Origin of the sequence: Brevundimonas sp., assembly GCF_044239655.1 — a bacterium.
In the GTDB taxonomy this organism is placed as follows: Bacteria; Pseudomonadota; Alphaproteobacteria; order Caulobacterales; family Caulobacteraceae; genus Brevundimonas.
In genome coordinates this window covers 1-19,169 of sequence record NZ_JBIIAY010000057.1, presented here as the reverse complement: position 1 = coordinate 19,169, position 19,169 = coordinate 1, and the positions used below count along the sequence as shown (strand labels likewise).

The window sequence follows — 19,169 nt, the reverse complement described above, 5'->3', positions numbered from 1 at the left end:
ACATCAGCGCCTCTGTCATGTATTGGCGCAGGCCCGCATGGGCGTAGTTCAGGTTGATGATGTCGGACCAGTCCCACCAGGGCGTCGGACGGAAATGGCCTTCCAGGTCACGCTCGTACCATTCGGGATGCGACTGGGTTAGAGGATTGTCCCAGGCGGTATGGTTGGCGACCCAGTCGAGGATGACATGCATCCCCTGTGCATGGGCGGCGTCAACGAAGGCCTTCAGGTCGTCCATCGTACCGTACTCGGGATTGACCCCGAAATAGTCCTTCACCGAATAGGGGCTGCCCAACGTGCCCTTGCGATTGATTTCGCCAATCGGATGGATGGGCATCAGCCAGATGACGTCGACTCCCAAGGTCTTAAGGCGCGGTAGCTGAGCTTGGGCCGCCCGAAACGTGCCCTCCGGCGTGAACTGTCGGGTGTTCAGCTGATAGATTACCGTGTTCCGCGACCAGTCGGGATGGGTCAGGGTCACCATCGGTCGGGGTTGATAGATCGCCGCTGCGGTCTGATCAGAAATCCGCTGGTCCGGCCTTATGCCGCCGCTCTGCGCGAAAGCAGGCGCGGCCAGCGATAGCACCGCCATAACCAGAAAATACCACCGCATACGAGCCTCCTCCGGGGGCGTTCTTTTGCGCTGAATGATCACTGATCGGGGATTGCGGTCAAGGTACTGTCGACTGTCCCACACCCTAGCCGACTAAGGTCTGCTTTGGGTCGAGAGCAGTCAAAAGCATCAGGCCGGATAGCGGACCTTGGCTTCCAGCGTTCGGGTGGTGGCCCGGCCCCTCTGCGTCAGCCAAAGTGATAGGCGAGCCCGCTCGGGGCGCGACCGTTCGATGACCACAGTAGCTCCTCGCTCCTGTAGGAAACGCCGCAGACGCTTCCCGTTTCGCCGCCCCCAGACGCCGACGTAGCACGTCAACAATCCGCGTCTGTAGAAGACAGCACCAACGAACGCCCGGTAAAGCTCCCTAATCCCAAGGAACTTGCCCATAGCGCCGCGTTCGACGACGCAGACATGGGTGTCACCATCAGGACTGAAGTTTGGGTCGCGGAAGGCATATGCCGTCAGGGGCTTCATACCGTCAGATTGCGGGCAATGCGCTACGTCTGCAACGGGTCGGGAGCCGTCACACGACCTGCTCCGCACTCCCGCCCTCGGCACCATCTTGCCGTGAAGGCCCGATCTCCGTCAGGATGGGCGACCTCGAACACGCGGCCGCTGACCCATGACCCCCAGACACCGCATCTTCACCACCAGCTTCGCCAGTGTCTATCCGCACTATGTCGCCAAGGCGGAGCGGAAGGGGCGGACGAGGGCGGAGGTGGATGAGATCATCCTGTGGATGACCGGGCTCGATCCGGCGGGGCTGGAGGCGCATCTGGCGGCGAGGACGGATTTCGAGACCTTCTTTGCCCAGGCCCCGGCGCTGAACCCGGCGCGGGAGCTGATCACCGGCACGGTGTGCGGGGTTCGGGTCGAACAGGTCGAGGATCCGCTGATGCGGGAGATCCGGTATCTGGACAAGCTGATCGACGAACTGGCCAAGGGGCGGCCGATGGCGAAGATACTGCGGGGGTAGGGGCGGGGCTATCCCCAAAAGCCGTCATCCTCGGGCTTGTCCCGAGGATCCAGAAACGCCGACGTTCGCGAAGACCCAAGGTGCTGGCTTCTCGCGTCCGAAGAGCCGCCAGACGGCACCAGCGTGAGTCTGGATCCTCGGGACAAGCCCGAGGATGACGGAAACAAAAAAGTTCATCCCATCGGGTCGTCAGATCGACGAACCGACATGGCCGAACTGAGTTCGGACCCTAGAACAGCACCTTGCGCAGGTTGATGCGGATGACCCGGCCCTGGGGGTCCAGGAAGTCGGGCTGGTAGTTGAGGGGCAGGTCGCCCGATGCGCTGCGGACACCCAGGCGGGTGTCGAACAGGTTGTCGACGCCCAGGCTGATGCGTGTGCCCTTCAGCCAGGGATACTTGGCGAGCAGACCGGGACGCTGGTTGGCGTCGAGGAAGACGTTCACCCCGACCGTGGCCTGGGACGAGAAGGTCAGGTCCGAGCCGGTCAGGCCGCCGTCGACCCGGGTCCCGTCGCGCCAGTTGGCGTTGACGAACATCCCCATGCCGTTGCGGAAGGCACCGCCCTGGACCTGGACCTCGGAGCGGGGCGTGCCGCCGCGACCGCCGGTGGCACCGCCGTCCAGCTGGTCGATCACGGCCAGGCCGTCTCGGATCAGGATCTCGTCCTGGATCCGGTAGGTATAGTAGACCGACAGGTTGAAGATGCCCTGGCCGGGCTGGAAGGACGGGCCACGACCGCCGCCGCCGGGGCCACCGCCGCCGCCGGGGCCGCCCATGCGAATCTGGGTTCCGCCGCCGCCACCGGCAGGACGGCCACCGCCGCCGGGACGACCGCCGCCGCCCATGACCGCGCCCATGACCGCCATCGGGCTGCCGGCCGCAGGTTCGCTGGGCGTGCCGAAGGGGCGCGAGAAGTTGAACCCGGTGCGCACGTCCTGGCGCTCGGTCTTGGTGTAGTTCAGCGGCCGTGCATCGACCGACAGCAGGGTGCCGGCGGCGTCACGCGTAAACCGCGACGGCAGGGCCGCCTCCAGGTCCGGTGTGATGGTCGGGAAGCCGGTGATCGCGTCGTCGGTCAGGGCATAGGTATAGGTGCTCTGGAACGACAGGTTCATCGACTGGAACGGCGTCAGGTTGAAGCCCGCGCGCAGCACCTGGCGATTGTCGGAGGTCAGGTTCGGATTGCCGCCGGTGATATAGGTGACGTTGACCGTCTGATTGGTGCGGAAGTCATAGACCGGGGTGTTGACCGTCGCCAGGACCGGATCGTTCAGCTGGTTGATCGTCGGCGGGCCCTGTTCGTTGGAATAGTTCACATTGAACGAGACGAAGGTCTTGGGTGCCCAGTTGACGCCGGCCCCCAGGGTCCGCAGGCCGCCGAAGTCGGAATATTCGTCATAGCCGCCGTTCAGGCTGACCGACAGGTCGCCGAAGGCCGGCAGGAATTCGCGCCGGGTGCTGGTCAGCGGCATCGACAGGTTGAACGAGCCATAGGCGCGCTGGCGGTCCAGGTCGGTTTCCGACGCCACGCCCGAGCGCAGGCTTTCGGATTCGAGGCTGCGGGTGTCGAGGCCGAACTTGAAGGTCGATTGCAGATTGCCTGCCGGGCCGTCCCACAGTCGGCCGGTCAGGACGCCTTCGGTATTGGCACCCGAGGCGACCGAACGCGAGGTGTCTGTCAGGGGGCTCAGCAGGGCCAGGGGCAGGTCGGCGAACGGATTGAAGGCCGGGTTCCGCTGGTTGATCGCCAGTTGCAGGGCCGAGGCGTCATAGCCGCGCCCGACCGTCGATTCGGTCTCCACATAGTCCATGCTGCCCGACAGGGAGTAGCGCCAGTCGCCCAGATAGCCATCGATCAGCAGGGCCGCGTTGCCGGTCAGGGTGTCGGTGTTGCGCAGCAGGGCGCTGGGGTCGTCGACGAACCGGTACAGGCGGGTGTCGTTGGCGAAGGGGGTGAAGGGACTGCCGCCCGGCAGGGTCAGGGCGATGCCGGCCAGACCGCCGAAACCCTCGGTCGAGGTGTCGTCCAGGCTGCCGCTGAGGGTCGCCTTGGTCGTGGTGTTCAGGTCGCGCGACAGGGAGGCCCTGACGACCGACTGATCCCGGCGAGGCAGCAGGGTGCGATAGTCGGACAGGTCGCCGGTGCGCGGTGCGTTCGCCCCGGCCGCGATCTGGGCCGCCGTCGGCGTCGTGCCGCCCGTGGGCACGGCGGCGACGATCGCGGCGATGGAAGGCGAGATGGCCGTGCCGTAGGGGCTGCCGCTCAGATTGCCGATCAGGTCGAACGGCTGTGAGCCCGGGGCGCGGTTGATGTCGCGTTCGGACTCGAACAGGGCGGTGTCGTGCTCGCGCTCCACATCGACGTTCCAGCGGTCGCCGGCCTGGACGTTGAAGAAATTGCCCGCGACCTCGCTGCTCAGCCGCCCGCCCTGGCTGGGGCCGCCGGTGCGCAGGTTGACCGACGCCTGACGGAAGGCGGCCTTGATGACGATGTTGACCACGCGGCGGTCGGCCGCGAAGCCATAGGTCAGGGCGACCTGTTCGGGCAGGATCTCGGTGCGTTCGATCGCCTCGATCGGAATGCCCTGGATCTCCTGGAAGCCCGAGGTGCGACGGCCGTTCAGCAGGATGATCGGGCCCTGGTCGCTGCGACCGCTGGACGACCGGGTCAGGGGTTCGAGGTTGGTCAGCAGTTCGGCGATGTTGGATGCGCCATAGGCCTTGATCTGGTTGGCATCCAGGACGACGTCGGGCGCGATGTCGCCCTGGACGCTGCCGCGCGGCTTGGCCGCCGCGACGCTGTCGAGTTCGCCGAGGTCGACAGCGTCTTCGGGCACGTCTTCGACCGGCGCGGCCTCGGGCTCGGCCGGAGCCTCGACGACGGGCTCCTGGACCGGAGCGGCCTGGGCGGGGGTCGGGGCGGGTGCCGTCTGGGTCGTGGGGGCGGGCGCGGTCTGCAGCGAGCCGGAGGCGAGGGCGTACAGGATAGCGGTGGCTATCGTCATGAAATCTGGATCCGGCAGGTGAACAGGGAGGCGTGCGACGCGCCGGGCGGAAAAGCCCGTGCATCGCCAAGGCCCCTACAACGCAGGCGTTCGCGTCACCCGTCGGTCCGAAAGGTTACAAATCGGAAATATTACAGCAATCGTGCAGGTTGTTGCCGTGATGCGACAGTCGGTGAGCGGCCTCAGCCGGCTTCCTTCATCAGCCCTTCCAGCCCCTGTTCGCGGACCTTGCGGTACAGGGTCGAGCGGCCGATGCCGAGGCGGCGCGCGATCTCCGACATATGGCCGGCATAGACCTCGATCGCGTGCTGGATCAGGTCGCGCTCGATGTCCTCCAGCGTCCGCAGATGCCCCCGGTCGTCGAGGATGCGGATCGGCTGGTCGGGCAGGGGCGGCAGGTCCACGCCGGCGGGCGCAGCGGCCCGTGCCTCGTCCGCCTGACCCGGCGTCGGCGCCGCGACCCCCGAGATCGAGGGGAAGTCGTGCGGTTGCAGATAGGGGGCGTCGGCCAGGACCAGGGCGCGATAGACGCTGTTTTCCAGCTGGCGGACATTGCCGGGCCAGTCGAAGGCGGTCAGCAGGGCGAGCGTCTCGGCCGAGGCCCCGACGACCCGCTTGCCTTCCTCGACGTTGAAGCGGGCGATGAAATGCTCGACCAGGGCCGGGATGTCCTCGCGGCGTTCGCGCAAGGATGGCGCCTCGATCGGGAAGACGTTCAGGCGATAGTAAAGATCCTCGCGGAAATGGCCGTCCTTGACCTGTTGCGCCGGGTCGCGATTGGTCGCCGAGACGATTCGCACATCGACCTTGACCGAGCGCTTGGAGCCCACCGGATCGACCTCGCCCTCCTGAAGCGCGCGCAGCAGCTTGACCTGCATGTCCAGCGGCAGTTCGCCGATCTCGTCGAGGAACAGCGTGCCGCCGGTCGCTTCCTGGAACTTGCCCAGATGCTTGTCGTGGGCCCCGGTGAAGGCCCCCTTCTCGTGGCCGAACAGGATGGATTCGATCAGATTGGCGGGAAGCGCCCCGCAGTTGACCGCCACGAAGGGCTTGCCCGAACGGTCGCTGGCGCCGTGCAGGGCGCGGGCGATGACCTCCTTGCCGACGCCGCTTTCGCCGGTGATCAGCACGGGGATGTTGGATTTGGCGGCGCGGGCACCGAACGCCTTGACCAGCCGCATCGGCGGGCTGTCGCCGACCAGGTCGTCGAAGGAGGTGCGGCCCCCGACGTGTTTCTTCAGCCGCCCGACCTCCTTGGTCAGTTGCGTCAGTTGCAGGGCGTTTCGGATGCCGACCAGGATGCGTTCGGGGCTGGCGGGCTTGATGAAGAAGTCCTGGGCCCCGGCCTGCATGGCCTTGACCACCTGTTCGATGCCGCCGTTGGCCGTCAGGACGATCACGGGAGTGGTGACGCCGGCCGTGCGGATCTCGGCCAGGCATTCCAGCCCGCTCATGCCCGGCATGACCATGTCCAGCAGGACGACGTCTGCGCCCCCGCCCCTGGTCAGGCGATCGATGGCCTCGCCGCCGTTCTCGGCATGGACGACGGCGTAACCCTCGCGGTCCAGCACGGCCTGGACCAGGCGGCGCTGGGTCGGATCGTCGTCGACCACCAGAACGGTCTTGGCCATGGAGCACCCTCTGTCATCACCGGGGGCCGCCTGCGTCTTGAGCGCGACTGACCCGTTTCGGGACGGTTATGCCCCGGATGCGGTGAAGATCGGGTTGTGGGGCGTGGTGTGCGGGGGGTTAACGGCTCACGCTTCCTTTCGTCATTCCGGGCGAAAGGCGCTCTTCCGCCGCAGACCCGGAACAAGGCGGCGCGCGAAAGCGCGAACCTGTCGAGGACGAGTCTGCGTCCGGCATTTCGCCTGCGCTCCGCTACGGCGCCGCCTTGTTCCGGGTCTCCGCTGCGCTGCGCCCGGAATGACGAAAGAAGTGAATTATTGGCGCGGAACCCGGACCGTTGCCCTGTTGCTCGCCGCGATGTCCGGGCAATCCGGATCGGTTTCCCAACGCTGCATTCGGACTCCGTCGAAGACCAGATCAGGAAATGCCTGTGGTTCGACCGTAAAGCGGCCCGTGCGAAGACCTTCGGCCAGATTCACTGTCCCGCGCGAGCACTCCGCCTGCGTGTAGGACGATCGCTCCGACCAGGTTCCATCGGCCTCCTGTTTGAAGGCGCTCATGGTTGAGCCGCGGACTACCAGGACTTCTGATCGGCCGTCGCCGTCGAAATCCACGACGCGCGCCTGACATGGGGATGCCTTTACGCACTGGCCCAGAAGATCGAGAAACTCACCGTATCCGGCGACAAACGAGGGTGGCAGGGTCGCGTTCTGTGGGCTGACGTTCAAGACCACGTCGCTCGCGCCCACACCCGTGATGACAGGCGGGCTTTCCGCGTAGCGATTTTCGTCGCGTGAGTCCGAAGCCTGGATGATCCTGGCGCGTCGCGATGCTTCGCCATCGCCCGAGTCAGCCAGCTTTGCCAAGGCTTTCTCGCCGACCTTGCCGCTGTCGAACCGCAGGAACCCATAGTCGAACTTGTCTGCCGCCACTTTCCCGCTCTCCAGCCGCTTGACCTGATCGGCGACCGACAGCCGGGCCGGGTCGGCGAGGGGGCTGAACAGGGCGAGGATGACCGCGACGGTCAGGACGGCGACGGCGATGTTGGTGGGCTCCAGCGCCTTCATCCAGGGCGAGCCGCGGCGGGCGAAGGGGATCAGGGCGGCGGCGGCGTATCCGGCGGCATAGGCGGCTCCGACCAGCGCGCAGGCGATCGCGATGATCCGGTCGGGCGTCAGGCCGTGCTGGCCGATGCGAAGGCTGAGCCCCCAGACGGCGATGACGATCAGGGGTGTCAGCAGGATCGAGGCGACCCGCACCGCGACCCGCAGCACCACCGGCGGCAGGTTGTCGGGCCTGCCATCCTGATACGCCGTATTGATGAGGATGATCAGGGCCCCGGCCGCCGACAGCACCAGGGCCGTCGCGCTGCCCGTTTCCCACAGGCCGTCCAGACCGGTGAAGGGCAGGGCCGCCAGGAAGCCCGCCACCAGCACCGTCAGCACCAGCAACAGCCAGGACAGCAGCATCAGGGCCACCGTCCTGACGCCCCGGATCAGCCCGTCGCGAACATCGGTCAGATGCACGGCCGTGGCGAAGACCAGGCCGGTCAGGGGCAGGGCGAACCAGGGCTCTCCGATCAGGTCGCCCAGAAACTTCAGCCCGATCACATTGAACAGGGCGGCGCCGAGGAACAGCAGCAGCCAGAAGGCCCCGGTGAATCCGATCGACAGCACCAGCTGCACCCCGGCCATCCAGGCGGTGTCGAAATAGACGTGAAAGGGCGCGATCCAGCGCCGCTCGCGGTCGGCGGGCACGATCAGATGATGGACGATGAACAGGGCCACCGCGCTGAACGGCAGGATCACGAACGACCCGAAGGCGTCGTTGATCCTCGAGGCCCGGGCCACGTCGTGCAGGGCCAGCAGACCCAGCGCCACGGCTGCGACCACGCCCCAGATCACCAGCGTCCGGATCCGCAACCGCCCGACCCCCGCCAGCAGCACGATCGGCAGATAGGCCGCGATCAGTACCAGGGCCGCGAACAGCATCGGCACGGTCGCCGGCCATACGGACTGACCCCCGTAGCCCTGATCCGCCCGGTATAGGGCCCAGAGCGCGAGGCCCTGGCTCAGGCCGATGACCAGCCGGGCGATGGCGACGTTCCGGCCGGCCTGATCGTGGCCTAAGCCCGCGCGTCCCGATGTCGTGGAAGTCTCGCCGCTCATGTTGTCGCTCCGCCCTTGAGCCATCATGGGCGCAAATCATCGGTGGGGGAAAGGCCGTGGATCGCATCGTCCGGGCAACCGAACGTCGGGTGCTGGACGTTCGGAAACCGGTGATCGCGATAGTTGCGGTCAAGCTGAGACCCGGCGGCGATCGGTGCGTTCGGACGGCACCTCATCCGTCAGGACGCTTTCATGCCCAAGACCACGACCCCTACCAACCTCGGCAATGCCGGGGAGACCCATCAGACCGCCGGAACGCCGGAAACCCGGCTGACGACCAACCACGGCGTCCCCGTCAGCGACAACCAGAACACCCTTTCGGCCGGGCCGCGTGGGCCGCACCTGCTGGAAGACTTCGTCCTGCGCGAGAAGATCCAGCATTTCGACCATGAGCGGATCCCCGAACGGATCGTCCACGCGCGCGGCTCTGCCGCTCACGGCGTGTTCGAACTGACCGAAAGCCTGGCCGACTACACCACGGCCAGGATCCTGACCGAGGTCGGCAAACAGACCGAGCTGTTCACCCGCTTCTCGACCGTCGCAGGCGGCGCGGGATCGGTCGACACGCCTCGCGACGTGCGCGGCTTTGCCATCAAGATGTACACGTCCGAGGGCAACTGGGACCTTGTCGGCAACAACATCCCGGTGTTCTTCATGCAGGACGCGATCAAGTTTCCCGACCTGATCCATGCGGTGAAGATGGAGGCCGATCGCGGCTATCCGCAGGCGGCGTCCGCCCACGACACCTTCTGGGACTTCATCGGCCTGATGCCCGAGAGCACTCACATGGTCATGTGGGCCATGTCCGACCGCACCATCCCGCGTTCCCTGCGGATGATCGAAGGGTTCGGCGTCCACACCTTCCGGCTGATCAATGCGGCGGGGGAGGCGACCCTGGTCAAGTTCCACTGGCGGCCGCGTCTGGGGACCCAGTCGACCTGCTGGGACGAGGCGGTCAAGATCGCCGGGGCCGACCCCGACTTCCACCGCCGTGACCTGTTCGAAGCCATCGACGCCGGTGACTTCCCCGAGTGGGATCTGGCCGTCCAGCTGCTGACCCAGGACGAGGCTGACGCCCTGCCGTTCGACGTGCTGGATTCGACCAAGCTGATCCCGGAGGAGCTGTATCCGCTGCGGGTCGTCGGCAAGATGACGCTGAACCGCAACCCGGACAATTTTTTCGCCGAGACCGAGCAGGTCGCCTTCCTGCCGACCAACATCCCGCCGGGCATCGACTTCTCGGAAGACCCTCTGCTGCAGGGTCGGCTGTTCTCCTATCAGGACACCCAGCTGTCGCGCCTCGGCACCGTCAACTTCCACCAGCTGCCGATCAATCAGGCCAGGGGCTGCCCGTTCCAGAACATGCAGCGTGACGGCCAGATGCAGATGCAGGTCCCCAAGGGCCGCGCCAACTATGAGCCCAACAGCCTGTCCCAGGCGGGCGAGGACGGCGGCCCCCGCGAGGATCCCAAGGGCGGCTTCCGCTCGTTCGAACAACCCGTCGAAGGCACCAAGGTCCGCATCCGCGCCGAGACCTTCGCCGACCACTATTCCCAGGCGCGGCTGTTCTTCCAGAGCCAGACCGAGATCGAACAGGCCCACCTGGCCAGCGCCCTGGTGTTCGAGCTGTCCAAGGTGACGATGGACCACGTGCGCGACCGGGTTCTGGGCAATCTCCAGAACGTCGATGCGACCCTGGCCCAGCGCGTTGCCGACGGCCTGAACGTCAAGCTGCCCGCCGCCAATCCGGCCGCGAGCGAACCCTTCGACATGGACGCCTCGCCCGCCCTGAGGATCGTCGGCAAATATCCCGACACGCTGAAGGGACGCGCCGTGGGCATCCTGGTCACTGACGGCGCGGACGGCACAGTCGTCGACGCCGTCAAGGCGGCGGCCGAAGGGGCGGGCGCGACGGTCAAGATCGTGGCCCCGAAGATCGGCGGCGTGACCCTGAAGGGCGGCAAGAAGCTGAAGGCCGACGGCCAACTGGCCGGGACGCCGTCCGTCGTCTTTGACGCCGTCGCCCTGGTCCTGTCCGAGGCCGGGTGCGCGGAACTGACGAAGGAGGGCGCGGCCATCGACTTCGTCGCCCATGCCTTCGGCCACCTGAAGGCCATCGGCTTCACGGCCGAGGCGCAGCGCCTCCTCGACAAGGCCAATGTCGAGCCGGATGACGGTGTCGTCGATCTGGCCGACGGTGCCGACGCCTGGCTGGCCCCCGCCGCCACGCGCCAGTGGGGCCGCGAACCCAAGGTCCGCATGCTGGCCTGACCGAGGCCGCCGCCGGGTCCGGATGGTCCCGGCGGCGGTCCGAAAGACCAGGTTCAGTCTCGAATGGCACGCGCCAGATAGCAGCCGCGCGGGGCGAAGTGGACGTGGACCTGATGCGTCTTCGGATGGGTGAACCAGTGACGCAGTCGTTCGTCCAGATCGGCTCCGGGGATCGCCTCGCCCTCGATCATCAGGTTCGCGGCGTCATAGATTCGGATCGACAGCGGGCGGCGACGGATCATCTCGGGCACGGTGTCGATCTCGGGCGGGGTCTCTGTCGCCGCCTCGCGCACGAAGATCGGGCCGGAGGCGCGATAGGGGGAGGTTGGATCGGCCAGATGGGCGTGGTTGACGAGGATCAGCCGGTCGCCGGGTTCGGCATCCTGAAGGCTGACCCGGCACGGCGCGCGACCGCCCAGATCATCGGTCCAACGACGCGCGCTGGCTTCGGCCAGCTCGGCGTCGGACAGGGTGAACAGGGGCGCGAACGGGGCGAGTGGCAGGGGTTCGATCCGATAGGTCACGGCGGGCTCCAACGGCTTTGAGGCCTGAGCATCGGCGGTCGGCGCGCGGGTGTCTGGCGGCATTCGGACGGCGCGTTTGATGGGGCGGCTCCCTTGCGCCGGGCGATCGGCGACATCACAACACAGGCCATGAACGCGCCCTTCAAAGCCCCGCCCCACCCCGCCGATCCCGCCGAGCCGCCGCTGTGGGATCTGTCCGATCTCTATGCGTCGCGCCAGGACGCCCGGATCGCGGCCGATCTGGAGACAGGACGCGCGGCGGTGGCTGAACTGAACGGGTTGCAGGGGCAGCTGATCGCGGCCCGCGCCGACGCGAAGGCGCTCGGGGGACTGCTGGACCGGGCGATCGGCCTGTATGAGCGGACGACGGATGCGCTGGGCGGGCTCGGCGCCTATGCCTTCCTCGCTGCCTCGACGGCGCGGGACGATGCGGCGGCGAACGGGTTCGAGGCCGATATCCGCGAGAAACTGACGGCCATATCGACCCCGACCGTCTGGCTGACGCTGGAAATCAACGCGCTGGAGGAGGCCGAGATCGAGGCGGCGCTGGCGGCGGATGCGGGTGCCGCGCGCTGGCGGCCCTGGCTGCGGCGGGTGCGGGCGATGAAGCCGCATGAGCTGTCGGGAGAGCTGGAAACCTATCTGGCCGAACAGTCGCCGATTTCGGCCCAGTGGGGGAGGCTCTTCGACGAGACACTCGCGGCCCTGCGCGCGCCGGTCGGCAAGGAAAGCCTGACGCTGGCCGAGGCCCTGAACCGGCTGTCCGACCCCAAGGCGGCGAAACGCAAGGCGGCGGCCGAGGGGCTGAGCGAGGCGCTCGCCGCGCGATCATCGACCCTGGCCCTCGTGCTGAACACGGTGGCAGCCGATCAGGCGCTGGAGGCGAAGTGGCGCGGGTTCAAACGGCCCGCTGACAGCCGCCATCTGGGCAACGAGGTCCATGGCGAATCCGTCGACGCGATGGCCGAGGCCGTCGCCGCCTCCTATCCCAAACTCTCGCACCGCTACTATGCGCTGAAGGCCCGGGCCATGGGCAGGGCGACGCTGGACCAGTGGGACCGCAACGCCCCGCTGGTGACGTCCAAGCCGCGCACCTATGACTGGCTGCAGGGCAAGGCCCTGGTGCTGGACAGCTTCGCCGACCTGGGCCCCGAGTTCGCCGATCGGGCCAACCGGTTCTTCGACAACCCCTGGATCGACGGACGGGCGCGGGCGGGCAAACAGTCGGGGGCCTATGCCCATCCGGTGACCGCCAACCGCCACCCCTATGTGTTCCTGAACTGGATGGGCGAGCGGCGCGACGTCCTGACCCTGGCCCACGAACTGGGCCACGGTATTCACCAGACCCTGGCGGCCGATCGCGGCACCCTGCTGGCCGACACCCCCCTGACCCTGGCCGAGACCGCCTCCATCTTCGCCGAGGGTCTGACCTTCGACCGGCTGCTGGCCACCGCGCCCAGGTCCGAGCAGCGCGGCCTGCTGGCGGGGCGGATCGAGGACGGACTGAACACCGTGGTGCGCCAGATCGCCTTCCACCGTTTCGAGACCCGGTTCCACGACGAGCGGGCCTCGGGCGAGGTCTCGGCCGACCGCATCGGCCAGATCTGGCTGGAGGAGATGCGCGCGTCGCTCGGTCCGGCGGTGACGCTGAACCCCGGCTACGAGCACTGGTGGAGCTATGTCAGCCACTTCGTCCACTCGCCCTTCTACGTCTATGCCTATGCCTTCGGCGACCTGCTGGTGGCGGCGCTGATGGAAACGCGGCGGAAGGACCCGGCGGCCTTCACCCCCCTGTACCGTGACCTGCTCGCGGGCGGTGGCACCAAGACCTACGTCGAGGCCCTCGCCCCCTTCGGCCTCAACCCCCGCGACCCCGCCTTCTGGTCCATCGGCTGTGGCCGGCTGGAGCGGCTGGTCGATCAGTTCGAGGCGCTGGGTTGAGATTGTACGTACAATAATGTATGTACGCGGGGGCGTGGATGAGATTCGAGTGGGATCCCGAAAAGGCCAGAAGCAATCTGGCAAAACATGGCGTCAGCTTCGCGCGTGTCGAGGAAGCATTTGAGGATCCGAACTCGATCACAGTCGCCGATCGGGTCGTCGACGGGGAACTCCGTTGGCGAACGCTGGGGCGGGTTGGATTTACGACGGTACTTTTTGTGGCTCACACCCTTGTCGATGATGACGCCGACGACGTGGTGGTGAGAGTGATTTCAGCTCGAAAGGCAGATCGACGTGAAACGAGAGCTTACGAAAGAGGAGATGACGACGCGTTCAGCTGAACTTGCAGCGCTCGAAGCCATGTCAGACAACGACATTGACTACAGTGATATCCCCCAACAGCTGGACTGGACCGGCGCTGTTCGCGGCAAGTTCTATCGCCCCAACAAGGAGGCTGTGACCATCCGCCTCGACAGCGACGTGGTGGCCTGGTTCAAGGCCAGCGAGCCGAAATACCAGACGGCGGTCAATCGGGTGCTGCGGGACTATATGGTCAGCCATCTGGACGAAGCTCCGGCAAAGACTGGCACTTGACGTTGACGCCGGCGGAGTGACGCGTAAGCCTCCTGCCCATGCGCAGTTTCGTTACAGTCGGTCTCGTTCTTGGATTTCTGGTCGCTCCGGCCTTCGCCCAGACACCGCCGCCCGCCCTGCCGACCGCCAATCATCGGGCCCTGGCCGCAGGCTACAAGGCCCTGACCCTGTGCAGCGCGATCTTCACGGCGCGTGAGGCGGGGGCCAGCCGGACGCAGGCCAGTGTCGAGGCGCATGAGTTCGTCGGCATCTATCCCGAGCTTCAGCCGCTGATCGCCGACCTGCCGGTCGAGACCTTCGAGACCGAGATCGCCGTGACCTGGGACGCGGTCGCGCCGCCGCGCGTGGCGCAGTTCACGCCGGGTCGGGGCTGCACGATCATGCCCACGGGCTTCGTCGGCGGGATGAGGGAGATCAGGTCCGTCTCACGTCGGACCTCTGCACCGACCTTGCCGACCGGTTCGGCGGATGGTGATGTTGCGGCGCTGGACGCGACGGTCGGTCAGGCTTTCGCCGGAGATTTCGGCACGGGAGCGGTCACGACCGGTGTCGTCGTCCTGCAAGACGGCAAGATCGTCGCCGAGCGCTATGCGCCCGACTTCGGCCCCGACATCCCCCAGCGCACATGGTCGGTGGCCAAGAGCCTGGCCGGGACCGTGATCGGGGCGGCGGTGCAGCGTGGCGAGGTCGATCCCGATGCGCCCGCCGCCATCGCGAACTGGCAGGCCGCCGAGGATCCGCGACGCGCCATCACCCTGGACGCCCTGATGCGGATGAGCTCGGGTCTGACCAGCGATACGGCGGGCAACCGCACCGACGCCCTGTATTTCGGCGGGACGGCGGTGGATGAACAGGCACCGGGCTGGCCCCTGATCGCGCCGGTCGGGACGCGGTTCCGGTATGCGAACAACGACATCCTGCTGGCGGTCATGGCGATCGCCCCGACGTTCGAGGCTCATCCGCCGCACGCCCTGTTCGACCGGTTGGGCATGACCCACACCTGGGCCGAGACCGACTGGCGGGGGAACTACATGATGTCGAGCCAGGTCTGGACCACGGCGCGGGACCTTGCCCGGTTCGGTCAGCTCTATGCCCAGGACGGGGTCTGGGAGGGAGAGCGACTGCTTCCCGAGGGCTGGCGAACGCGGGTCACGACGCCGTCGGGACCGCAGCCCCCGACCGGTACCTTCGGCTATGGGGCGACCTTCTGGCTGATGAACCGTGAGGAGGGGGTGCCCGCCGACGCCTTCTCGGCCAACGGCAACCGGGGTCAGTATGTCGTCATCGTGCCCAGTCGAAACGTCGTCATCGTCCGGCGCGGCGAGGACCCAGCGGGCCAGGGTTTCAACATCGCCGCCTTCACCCGCGACGTTCTGGCGGCCCTGAACTGAGCCCGGCGCGCAACCCCCTCTTGAGCGAGCCGTCGCGGCGGCTATAAGACCCCATCTTCAGAATCCCCGGACGATCTCCCCATGGCCGACCCGCACCACGCCACCGACGCCGCCGACCATGACGCCGAGGCCTATCAGCGCGGCTCGATGGCGATCGAGGAGCAGAAGGCGACCTGGAAACTGGTCCAGGCCCTGTTCAGCTGGGGTTCGGTGGCGCTTGCCGCGATTCTGGCCTTTCTGGTGATCTGGTTCCAGCCGGGCGGCAGCTTCGTCGGCGGGTTCATCGCGGGCGTGGTGATTTTCGTGGCCGGCTTCTTCTTCCTGAAGTCGGGTTCCAAGGGTCACTGACACCGTTGTCGGCAAGGCTTGCCGGTCAATTCGGTTATCGCGCACGCATTTTGTCGCCAACTGGCGTTTTGGCGCTTTGACGCACGTTTCCATTCCAGCCTAAACCTCTCCCAAGAAACGAATTGGGAGATCAGCCATTGGGCGTCGCCATCGCCGTGACCCGCGAACGCCGTGAAGGCGAAACGCGCTGTGCCGTCACGCCGGAAACGGTGAAGAAATTCGTCGCCCTGGGCGCGACCGTCACGGTCGAGGCCGGGACTGGCGCGGGCTCGTCCTTCCCCGACGCCGACTATGTCGCGGCGGGTGCGGTGGTTCAGCCGGACACCCGTGCGGTGCTGGAAGGTGCGGACATCGTGCTGAAGGTGCGCGGCCCGACGGCGCAGGAAACCAGCGCGCTGAAGCCCGGCGCGATCGTCGTCGCCCTGCTGGACGCCTATCGCGAGAAGGACACCGTCGCGGCCCTGGCGGGGCAGGGGACCACTGCCTTCGCCATGGAGTTCGTACCCCGGATCACCCGGGCCCAGGTCATGGACGCCCTGTCGTCCCAGGCCAACCTGGCCGGCTATCGCGCCGTGATCGAGGCGGCGGCGGCTTACGGTCGGGGCTTCCCGATGATGATGACGGCGGCGGGCACGGTCGCACCGGCCAAGGTCTTCGTCATGGGCGTCGGCGTCGCGGGCTTGCAGGCCATCGCCACGGCGCGGCGTCTGGGTGCCGTGGTCACCGCCACCGACGTGCGGCCCGCCACCAAGGAGCAGGTCGAATCGCTGGGTGCCAAATTCCTCGCCGTCGAGGACGAGGAGTTCAAAAACGCCCAGACCGCCGGCGGCTATGCCAAGCCGATGTCGCCCGAATACCAGGCCAAACAGGCCGTCCTGACCGGCGAACACATCAGGAAGCAGGACATCGTCATCACCACGGCACTGATCCCCGGCCGCGCGGCACCCGTGCTGGTCACCGCCGATCAGGTGGCGACGATGAAGCCGGGCAGCGTCCTGATCGATCTGGCCGTCGAGGCCGGCGGCAATGTCGAGGGCGCCAAGTCGGGCGAGGTCGTCGTCACCCCCAACGGCACCTCCATCGTCGGCATCGCCAACCTGCCGGGCCGGATCGCGTCGGATGCCTCATCGCTCTACGCCAAGAACCTGGTCGCGTTCGTGGGGCTGCTGTTGAAGGACGGGGCTGTGGCGCTGGACCTCGAGGACGAGATCCTGAAGGCGGCGGTGGTCACCCACGGCGGTGCCGTCGTGCATGAAGGGGTGCGGGGGTGACGTCGAAACTGACCAACTACGGCTGGAAAATTGGACTGTTCATAGCGATCGTCCTGCCGCTGCTCTTTCTGCTTCAGTCGATCATTCTCCTCAGCGGTGCGGGCAGCCAGACTGCGATCGCCCAAGTCTTCCTGAGTATCATGCAGGTTCTGCCATACATGGCATTTGCGACTGGATTGGGCGTGCTCATCTGCCTGCTCGTGAAGATCGAAGCCTGCCTTCGTGAACAATCCCCAAGGGACTGAGATATGGAACACGTCGATCCCACCGTCTTCCGCCTGGCGATCTTCGTCCTGGCGATCTTCGTCGGCTATTACGTCGTCTGGTCGGTGACGCCGGCCCTGCACACGCCGCTGATGGCCGTGACCAATGCGATCTCAAGCGTCATCGTCGTCGGCGGTCTGATCGCGGCGGCGGCCGTGTCGGGCGAGGCGACCGGCGCCGACGCCTGGATCGCCAAGGGCGCGGGCGTCGCGGCCGTGACCCTGGCCAGCGTCAACATCTTCGGGGGCTTCATGGTCACCCGGCGGATGCTGGCCATGTACAAGAAGAAGGAACGCCCCAAGCCCGTCGAGGCCAAGGCATGACCTTCGATGCGCTGCTGAGCGGGGCGGCGGTGGTCGCGGCGATCGCGGCGCTGCTGACCTATGGCTGGCTGCTGGTGCGGCGGTTCCAGATGATCCGGCTGCTGACGGGCCTGGGCCTGTTCCTGACCGGCCTGGCCCTGTTCCAGGCGCCGCGGATGCTGACCCTGTCGGACGGCGACGTCCTGATCCGGCTGGCCGTCACGGCCCTGATCCTGGCCGTCATCGCCCAGATCGCCTCCAGCCTGCGCACCCGCCCCCAATGGAACGGTGCCGAGCGGCGCACCGTTGTGGCGCATCCCTGATGGACATCACCCCCGCAGCCCTGGCTCGTCTGGCCTCGTGGATCGCCACGGGACTGGGCGTCGGCCTGTGGGCGTGGAGCTGGATCAAGGAAAGCAATCCGATCCAGAAGCAGCGGTTCATGGACTGCGGCGTGGTGCTGGTGTTTGCTGCGACCCTTGTGCGGGTGGTCGTGCAGGAGCGGGAGATGACCCCGATCGACTGGGCCCTGGTCCTGCTGTCCCCCCTGTTCATTGCCGCCGCCCTGTGGCGCCTGGCGCGCACGGCCTGTCCGGGGGACGTCGAACGCCGATGACCGATCAAGAATTCAAGACACGTTTGACGAAAGACTTCGGGGGAACGCCGTGAACGCATCTCTGGCCGCGCTGGCCTATCTGGTTTCCGGCGTGCTGTTCATCCTGTCGCTGCGGGGGCTGTCGAGCCCCGAGACCAGCCGTCAGGGCAATATCTTCGGCATGGTCGGGATGGGGCTGGCGGTCGCCGTCACCCTGCTGACCCTGTGGGGGTCGGGGGCGCTGGATCTGATGACGGCGGCCCTGATCGTCGGCGGCGTGGTCGTGGGCGGCGGCGGCGGTGCCCTGATCGCGGGCAAGGTCAAGATGACCGACATGCCGCAGCTGGTCGCGGCGTTTCACAGCCTCGTCGGCATGGCCGCCTGTCTGGTGGCCATCGGCGCGGTCTATGCGCCCGCCGCCTTCGGCATCTCGGACGGCGACGGCGGGATCAAGATGGTCTCGATCATCGAGCTGTCGCTCGGCGTCGCCATCGGGGCGATCACCTTCACCGGCTCGGTCATCGCCTTCGCCAAGCTGAACGGCAATATGAGCGGCGCACCGATCATCCTGCCGGCGCGGCATCTGATCAACATCGGGCTGGCGCTGGGGCTGATCTTCCTGATCGGGCTGATGATCGGCTCTGGCGGTCAGGCCACCTGGGCCTTCTGGGGTGTCTTCGCCATCGCCCTGGTTCTCGGCGCGACGCTCATCATCCCGATCGGCGGGGCCGACATGCCGGTCGTGGTGTCGATGCTGAACTCCTATTCCGGCTGGGCGGCGGCGGCGCTGGGCTTCACGCTGGAGAACATCGCCCTGATCATCACCGGCGCCCTGGTCGGGTCGTCGGGCGCGATCCTGTCCTACATCATGTGCAAGGGCATGAACCGCAGCTTCATCTCGGTCATCCTGGGCGGGTTCGGCGGCGGCGACGCAGCGGCGGGCGGCGAGGCGCGGGTCGAGACCCGACCGGTCAAGCAGGGCTCGGCCGAGGACGCCGCCTTCATCATGAAGAACGCCTCCAAGGTCATCATCGTCCCCGGCTATGGCATGGCCGTGGCCCAGGCCCAGCATGCGCTGCGTGAAATGGCCGACAAGCTGAAGGAAGAGGGCGTCGAGGTGAAATACGCCATCCACCCCGTCGCCGGCCGGATGCCGGGCCACATGAACGTCCTGCTGGCCGAGGCCAACGTCCCCTATGACGAGGTGTTCGAGCTGGAGGACATCAACGCCGAGTTCGCCAGCTGCGACGTCGCCTTCGTCATCTGCGCCAA

General features: G+C 66.9%; 18 protein-coding genes. 13 read left to right on the top strand and 5 right to left on the bottom strand.

The window, feature by feature from the left end; genetic code table 11:
* Positions 1–613 (bottom strand): alpha-amylase family glycosyl hydrolase (locus ACILQR_RS09320; protein WP_395651164.1); only part of this gene is annotated, 613 nt, incomplete at its 3' end.
* A gap of 625 nt (positions 614–1,238) precedes the next feature.
* On the opposite strand from ACILQR_RS09320, the gene ACILQR_RS09315 reads away from it, so the two are divergent.
* Entirely contained in the window at positions 1,239–1,592 is a 354-nt protein-coding gene (locus tag ACILQR_RS09315; protein ID WP_395651163.1) for a DUF2200 domain-containing protein, read from the top strand.
* A 229-nt stretch (positions 1,593–1,821) separates the two neighbouring features.
* Here ACILQR_RS09315 and ACILQR_RS09310 read toward each other — a convergent pair whose 3' ends face one another.
* The 3 genes from ACILQR_RS09310 to ACILQR_RS09300 all read right to left on the bottom strand — a co-directional run bounded on the left by ACILQR_RS09310 (position 1,822) and on the right by ACILQR_RS09300 (position 8,396).
* Positions 1,822–4,599 carry a TonB-dependent receptor gene (locus tag ACILQR_RS09310; RefSeq protein WP_395651162.1) on the bottom strand — a complete coding sequence of 926 codons (2,778 nt, stop codon included), beginning with the start codon at positions 4,597–4,599 and terminating at the stop codon, positions 1,822–1,824.
* A 182-nt stretch (positions 4,600–4,781) separates the two neighbouring features.
* Positions 4,782–6,230, bottom strand: a complete 1,449-nt coding sequence (locus tag ACILQR_RS09305) for a sigma-54-dependent transcriptional regulator (RefSeq protein ID WP_395651161.1) — start codon at positions 6,228–6,230, stop codon at positions 4,782–4,784.
* Between the two features lie 312 nt (positions 6,231–6,542).
* On the bottom strand, positions 6,543–8,396 hold the full coding sequence (locus ACILQR_RS09300) for an FG-GAP repeat domain-containing protein (protein ID WP_395651160.1): 1,854 nt from the start codon (positions 8,394–8,396) through the stop codon (positions 6,543–6,545).
* A gap of 192 nt (positions 8,397–8,588) precedes the next feature.
* Here ACILQR_RS09300 and ACILQR_RS09295 point away from each other — a divergent pair, with 192 nt between their 5' ends.
* The gene (locus ACILQR_RS09295) at positions 8,589–10,667 is read left to right on the top strand and encodes a catalase (protein WP_395651159.1); all 2,079 of its coding nucleotides are present in this window, start codon (positions 8,589–8,591) and stop codon (positions 10,665–10,667) included.
* Between the two features lie 53 nt (positions 10,668–10,720).
* On the opposite strand, the gene ACILQR_RS09290 is transcribed toward ACILQR_RS09295, so the two are convergent.
* Entirely contained in the window at positions 10,721–11,254 is a 534-nt protein-coding gene (locus ACILQR_RS09290) for a DUF1203 domain-containing protein (RefSeq protein WP_395651158.1), read from the bottom strand.
* 66 nt (positions 11,255–11,320) lie between these two features.
* Between ACILQR_RS09290 and ACILQR_RS09285 the strand changes: the two genes are divergently transcribed.
* From ACILQR_RS09285 to ACILQR_RS09235, 11 genes are all read left to right on the top strand, one after another.
* Complete coding sequence (locus ACILQR_RS09285) at positions 11,321–13,132, top strand: M3 family oligoendopeptidase (RefSeq protein ID WP_395651165.1); 1,812 nt, start codon at positions 11,321–11,323, stop codon at positions 13,130–13,132.
* A gap of 38 nt (positions 13,133–13,170) precedes the next feature.
* Positions 13,171–13,473 (top strand): BrnT family toxin, encoded by a 303-nt coding sequence (locus ACILQR_RS09280; protein WP_395651157.1) that lies wholly within the window; start codon positions 13,171–13,173, stop codon positions 13,471–13,473.
* A 19-nt stretch (positions 13,474–13,492) separates the two neighbouring features.
* A complete protein-coding gene (locus ACILQR_RS09275; RefSeq protein WP_395651156.1) occupies positions 13,493–13,726 on the top strand; it encodes a BrnA antitoxin family protein in 234 nt (77 codons plus the stop codon).
* A 38-nt stretch (positions 13,727–13,764) separates the two neighbouring features.
* The gene (locus ACILQR_RS09270; RefSeq protein ID WP_395651155.1) at positions 13,765–15,117 is read left to right on the top strand and encodes a serine hydrolase domain-containing protein; all 1,353 of its coding nucleotides are present in this window, start codon (positions 13,765–13,767) and stop codon (positions 15,115–15,117) included.
* Positions 15,118–15,198: 81 nt separating this feature from the next.
* Entirely contained in the window at positions 15,199–15,465 is a 267-nt protein-coding gene (locus ACILQR_RS09265) for an aa3-type cytochrome c oxidase subunit IV (RefSeq protein WP_395651154.1), read from the top strand.
* A gap of 137 nt (positions 15,466–15,602) precedes the next feature.
* The gene (locus tag ACILQR_RS09260; RefSeq protein ID WP_395651153.1) at positions 15,603–16,736 is read left to right on the top strand and encodes a Re/Si-specific NAD(P)(+) transhydrogenase subunit alpha; all 1,134 of its coding nucleotides are present in this window, start codon (positions 15,603–15,605) and stop codon (positions 16,734–16,736) included.
* Positions 16,733–16,981: a hypothetical protein gene (locus ACILQR_RS09255; protein WP_395651152.1), complete on the top strand. Its 249-nt coding sequence runs from the start codon at positions 16,733–16,735 to the stop codon at positions 16,979–16,981. Before ACILQR_RS09260 ends, ACILQR_RS09255 begins: the two co-directional genes overlap by 4 nt.
* A gap of 3 nt (positions 16,982–16,984) precedes the next feature.
* The gene (locus tag ACILQR_RS09250) at positions 16,985–17,323 is read left to right on the top strand and encodes an NAD(P) transhydrogenase subunit alpha (RefSeq protein WP_271144888.1); all 339 of its coding nucleotides are present in this window, start codon (positions 16,985–16,987) and stop codon (positions 17,321–17,323) included.
* Positions 17,320–17,625: a hypothetical protein gene (locus ACILQR_RS09245; RefSeq protein WP_395651151.1), complete on the top strand. Its 306-nt coding sequence runs from the start codon at positions 17,320–17,322 to the stop codon at positions 17,623–17,625. The genes ACILQR_RS09250 and ACILQR_RS09245 overlap by 4 nt, the downstream gene beginning before the upstream one ends.
* Positions 17,625–17,918, top strand: coding sequence for a hypothetical protein (locus tag ACILQR_RS09240; RefSeq protein ID WP_395651150.1), 294 nt, complete (start codon positions 17,625–17,627; stop codon positions 17,916–17,918). Before ACILQR_RS09245 ends, ACILQR_RS09240 begins: the two co-directional genes overlap by 1 nt.
* Positions 17,919–17,967: 49 nt before the next feature.
* Positions 17,968–19,169 (top strand): NAD(P)(+) transhydrogenase (Re/Si-specific) subunit beta (locus tag ACILQR_RS09235; protein WP_395651149.1); only part of this gene is annotated, 1,202 nt, incomplete at its 3' end.

Bases quoted from the DNA above. Each gene is read 5' to 3' on its own strand.
- ACILQR_RS09240 (WP_395651150.1), top strand. From the start codon at position 17,625: ATGGACATCACCCCCGCAGCCCTGGCTCGTCTGGCCTCGTGGATCGCC.
- ACILQR_RS09280 (WP_395651157.1), top strand. From the start codon at position 13,171: ATGAGATTCGAGTGGGATCCCGAAAAGGCCAGAAGCAATCTGGCAAAA.
- ACILQR_RS09275 (WP_395651156.1), top strand. From the start codon at position 13,493: ATGTCAGACAACGACATTGACTACAGTGATATCCCCCAACAGCTGGAC.
- ACILQR_RS09285 (WP_395651165.1), top strand. From the start codon at position 11,321: ATGAACGCGCCCTTCAAAGCCCCGCCCCACCCCGCCGATCCCGCCGAG.
- ACILQR_RS09310 (WP_395651162.1), bottom strand. From the start codon at position 4,599: ATGACGATAGCCACCGCTATCCTGTACGCCCTCGCCTCCGGCTCGCTG.
- ACILQR_RS09305 (WP_395651161.1), bottom strand. From the start codon at position 6,230: ATGGCCAAGACCGTTCTGGTGGTCGACGACGATCCGACCCAGCGCCGC.
- ACILQR_RS09290 (WP_395651158.1), bottom strand. From the start codon at position 11,254: ATGCCGCCAGACACCCGCGCGCCGACCGCCGATGCTCAGGCCTCAAAG.
- ACILQR_RS09270 (WP_395651155.1), top strand. From the start codon at position 13,765: ATGCGCAGTTTCGTTACAGTCGGTCTCGTTCTTGGATTTCTGGTCGCT.
- ACILQR_RS09315 (WP_395651163.1), top strand. From the start codon at position 1,239: ATGACCCCCAGACACCGCATCTTCACCACCAGCTTCGCCAGTGTCTAT.
- ACILQR_RS09245 (WP_395651151.1), top strand. From the start codon at position 17,320: ATGACCTTCGATGCGCTGCTGAGCGGGGCGGCGGTGGTCGCGGCGATC.
- ACILQR_RS09250 (WP_271144888.1), top strand. From the start codon at position 16,985: ATGGAACACGTCGATCCCACCGTCTTCCGCCTGGCGATCTTCGTCCTG.
- ACILQR_RS09295 (WP_395651159.1), top strand. From the start codon at position 8,589: ATGCCCAAGACCACGACCCCTACCAACCTCGGCAATGCCGGGGAGACC.
- ACILQR_RS09300 (WP_395651160.1), bottom strand. From the start codon at position 8,396: ATGAGCGGCGAGACTTCCACGACATCGGGACGCGCGGGCTTAGGCCAC.
- ACILQR_RS09265 (WP_395651154.1), top strand. From the start codon at position 15,199: ATGGCCGACCCGCACCACGCCACCGACGCCGCCGACCATGACGCCGAG.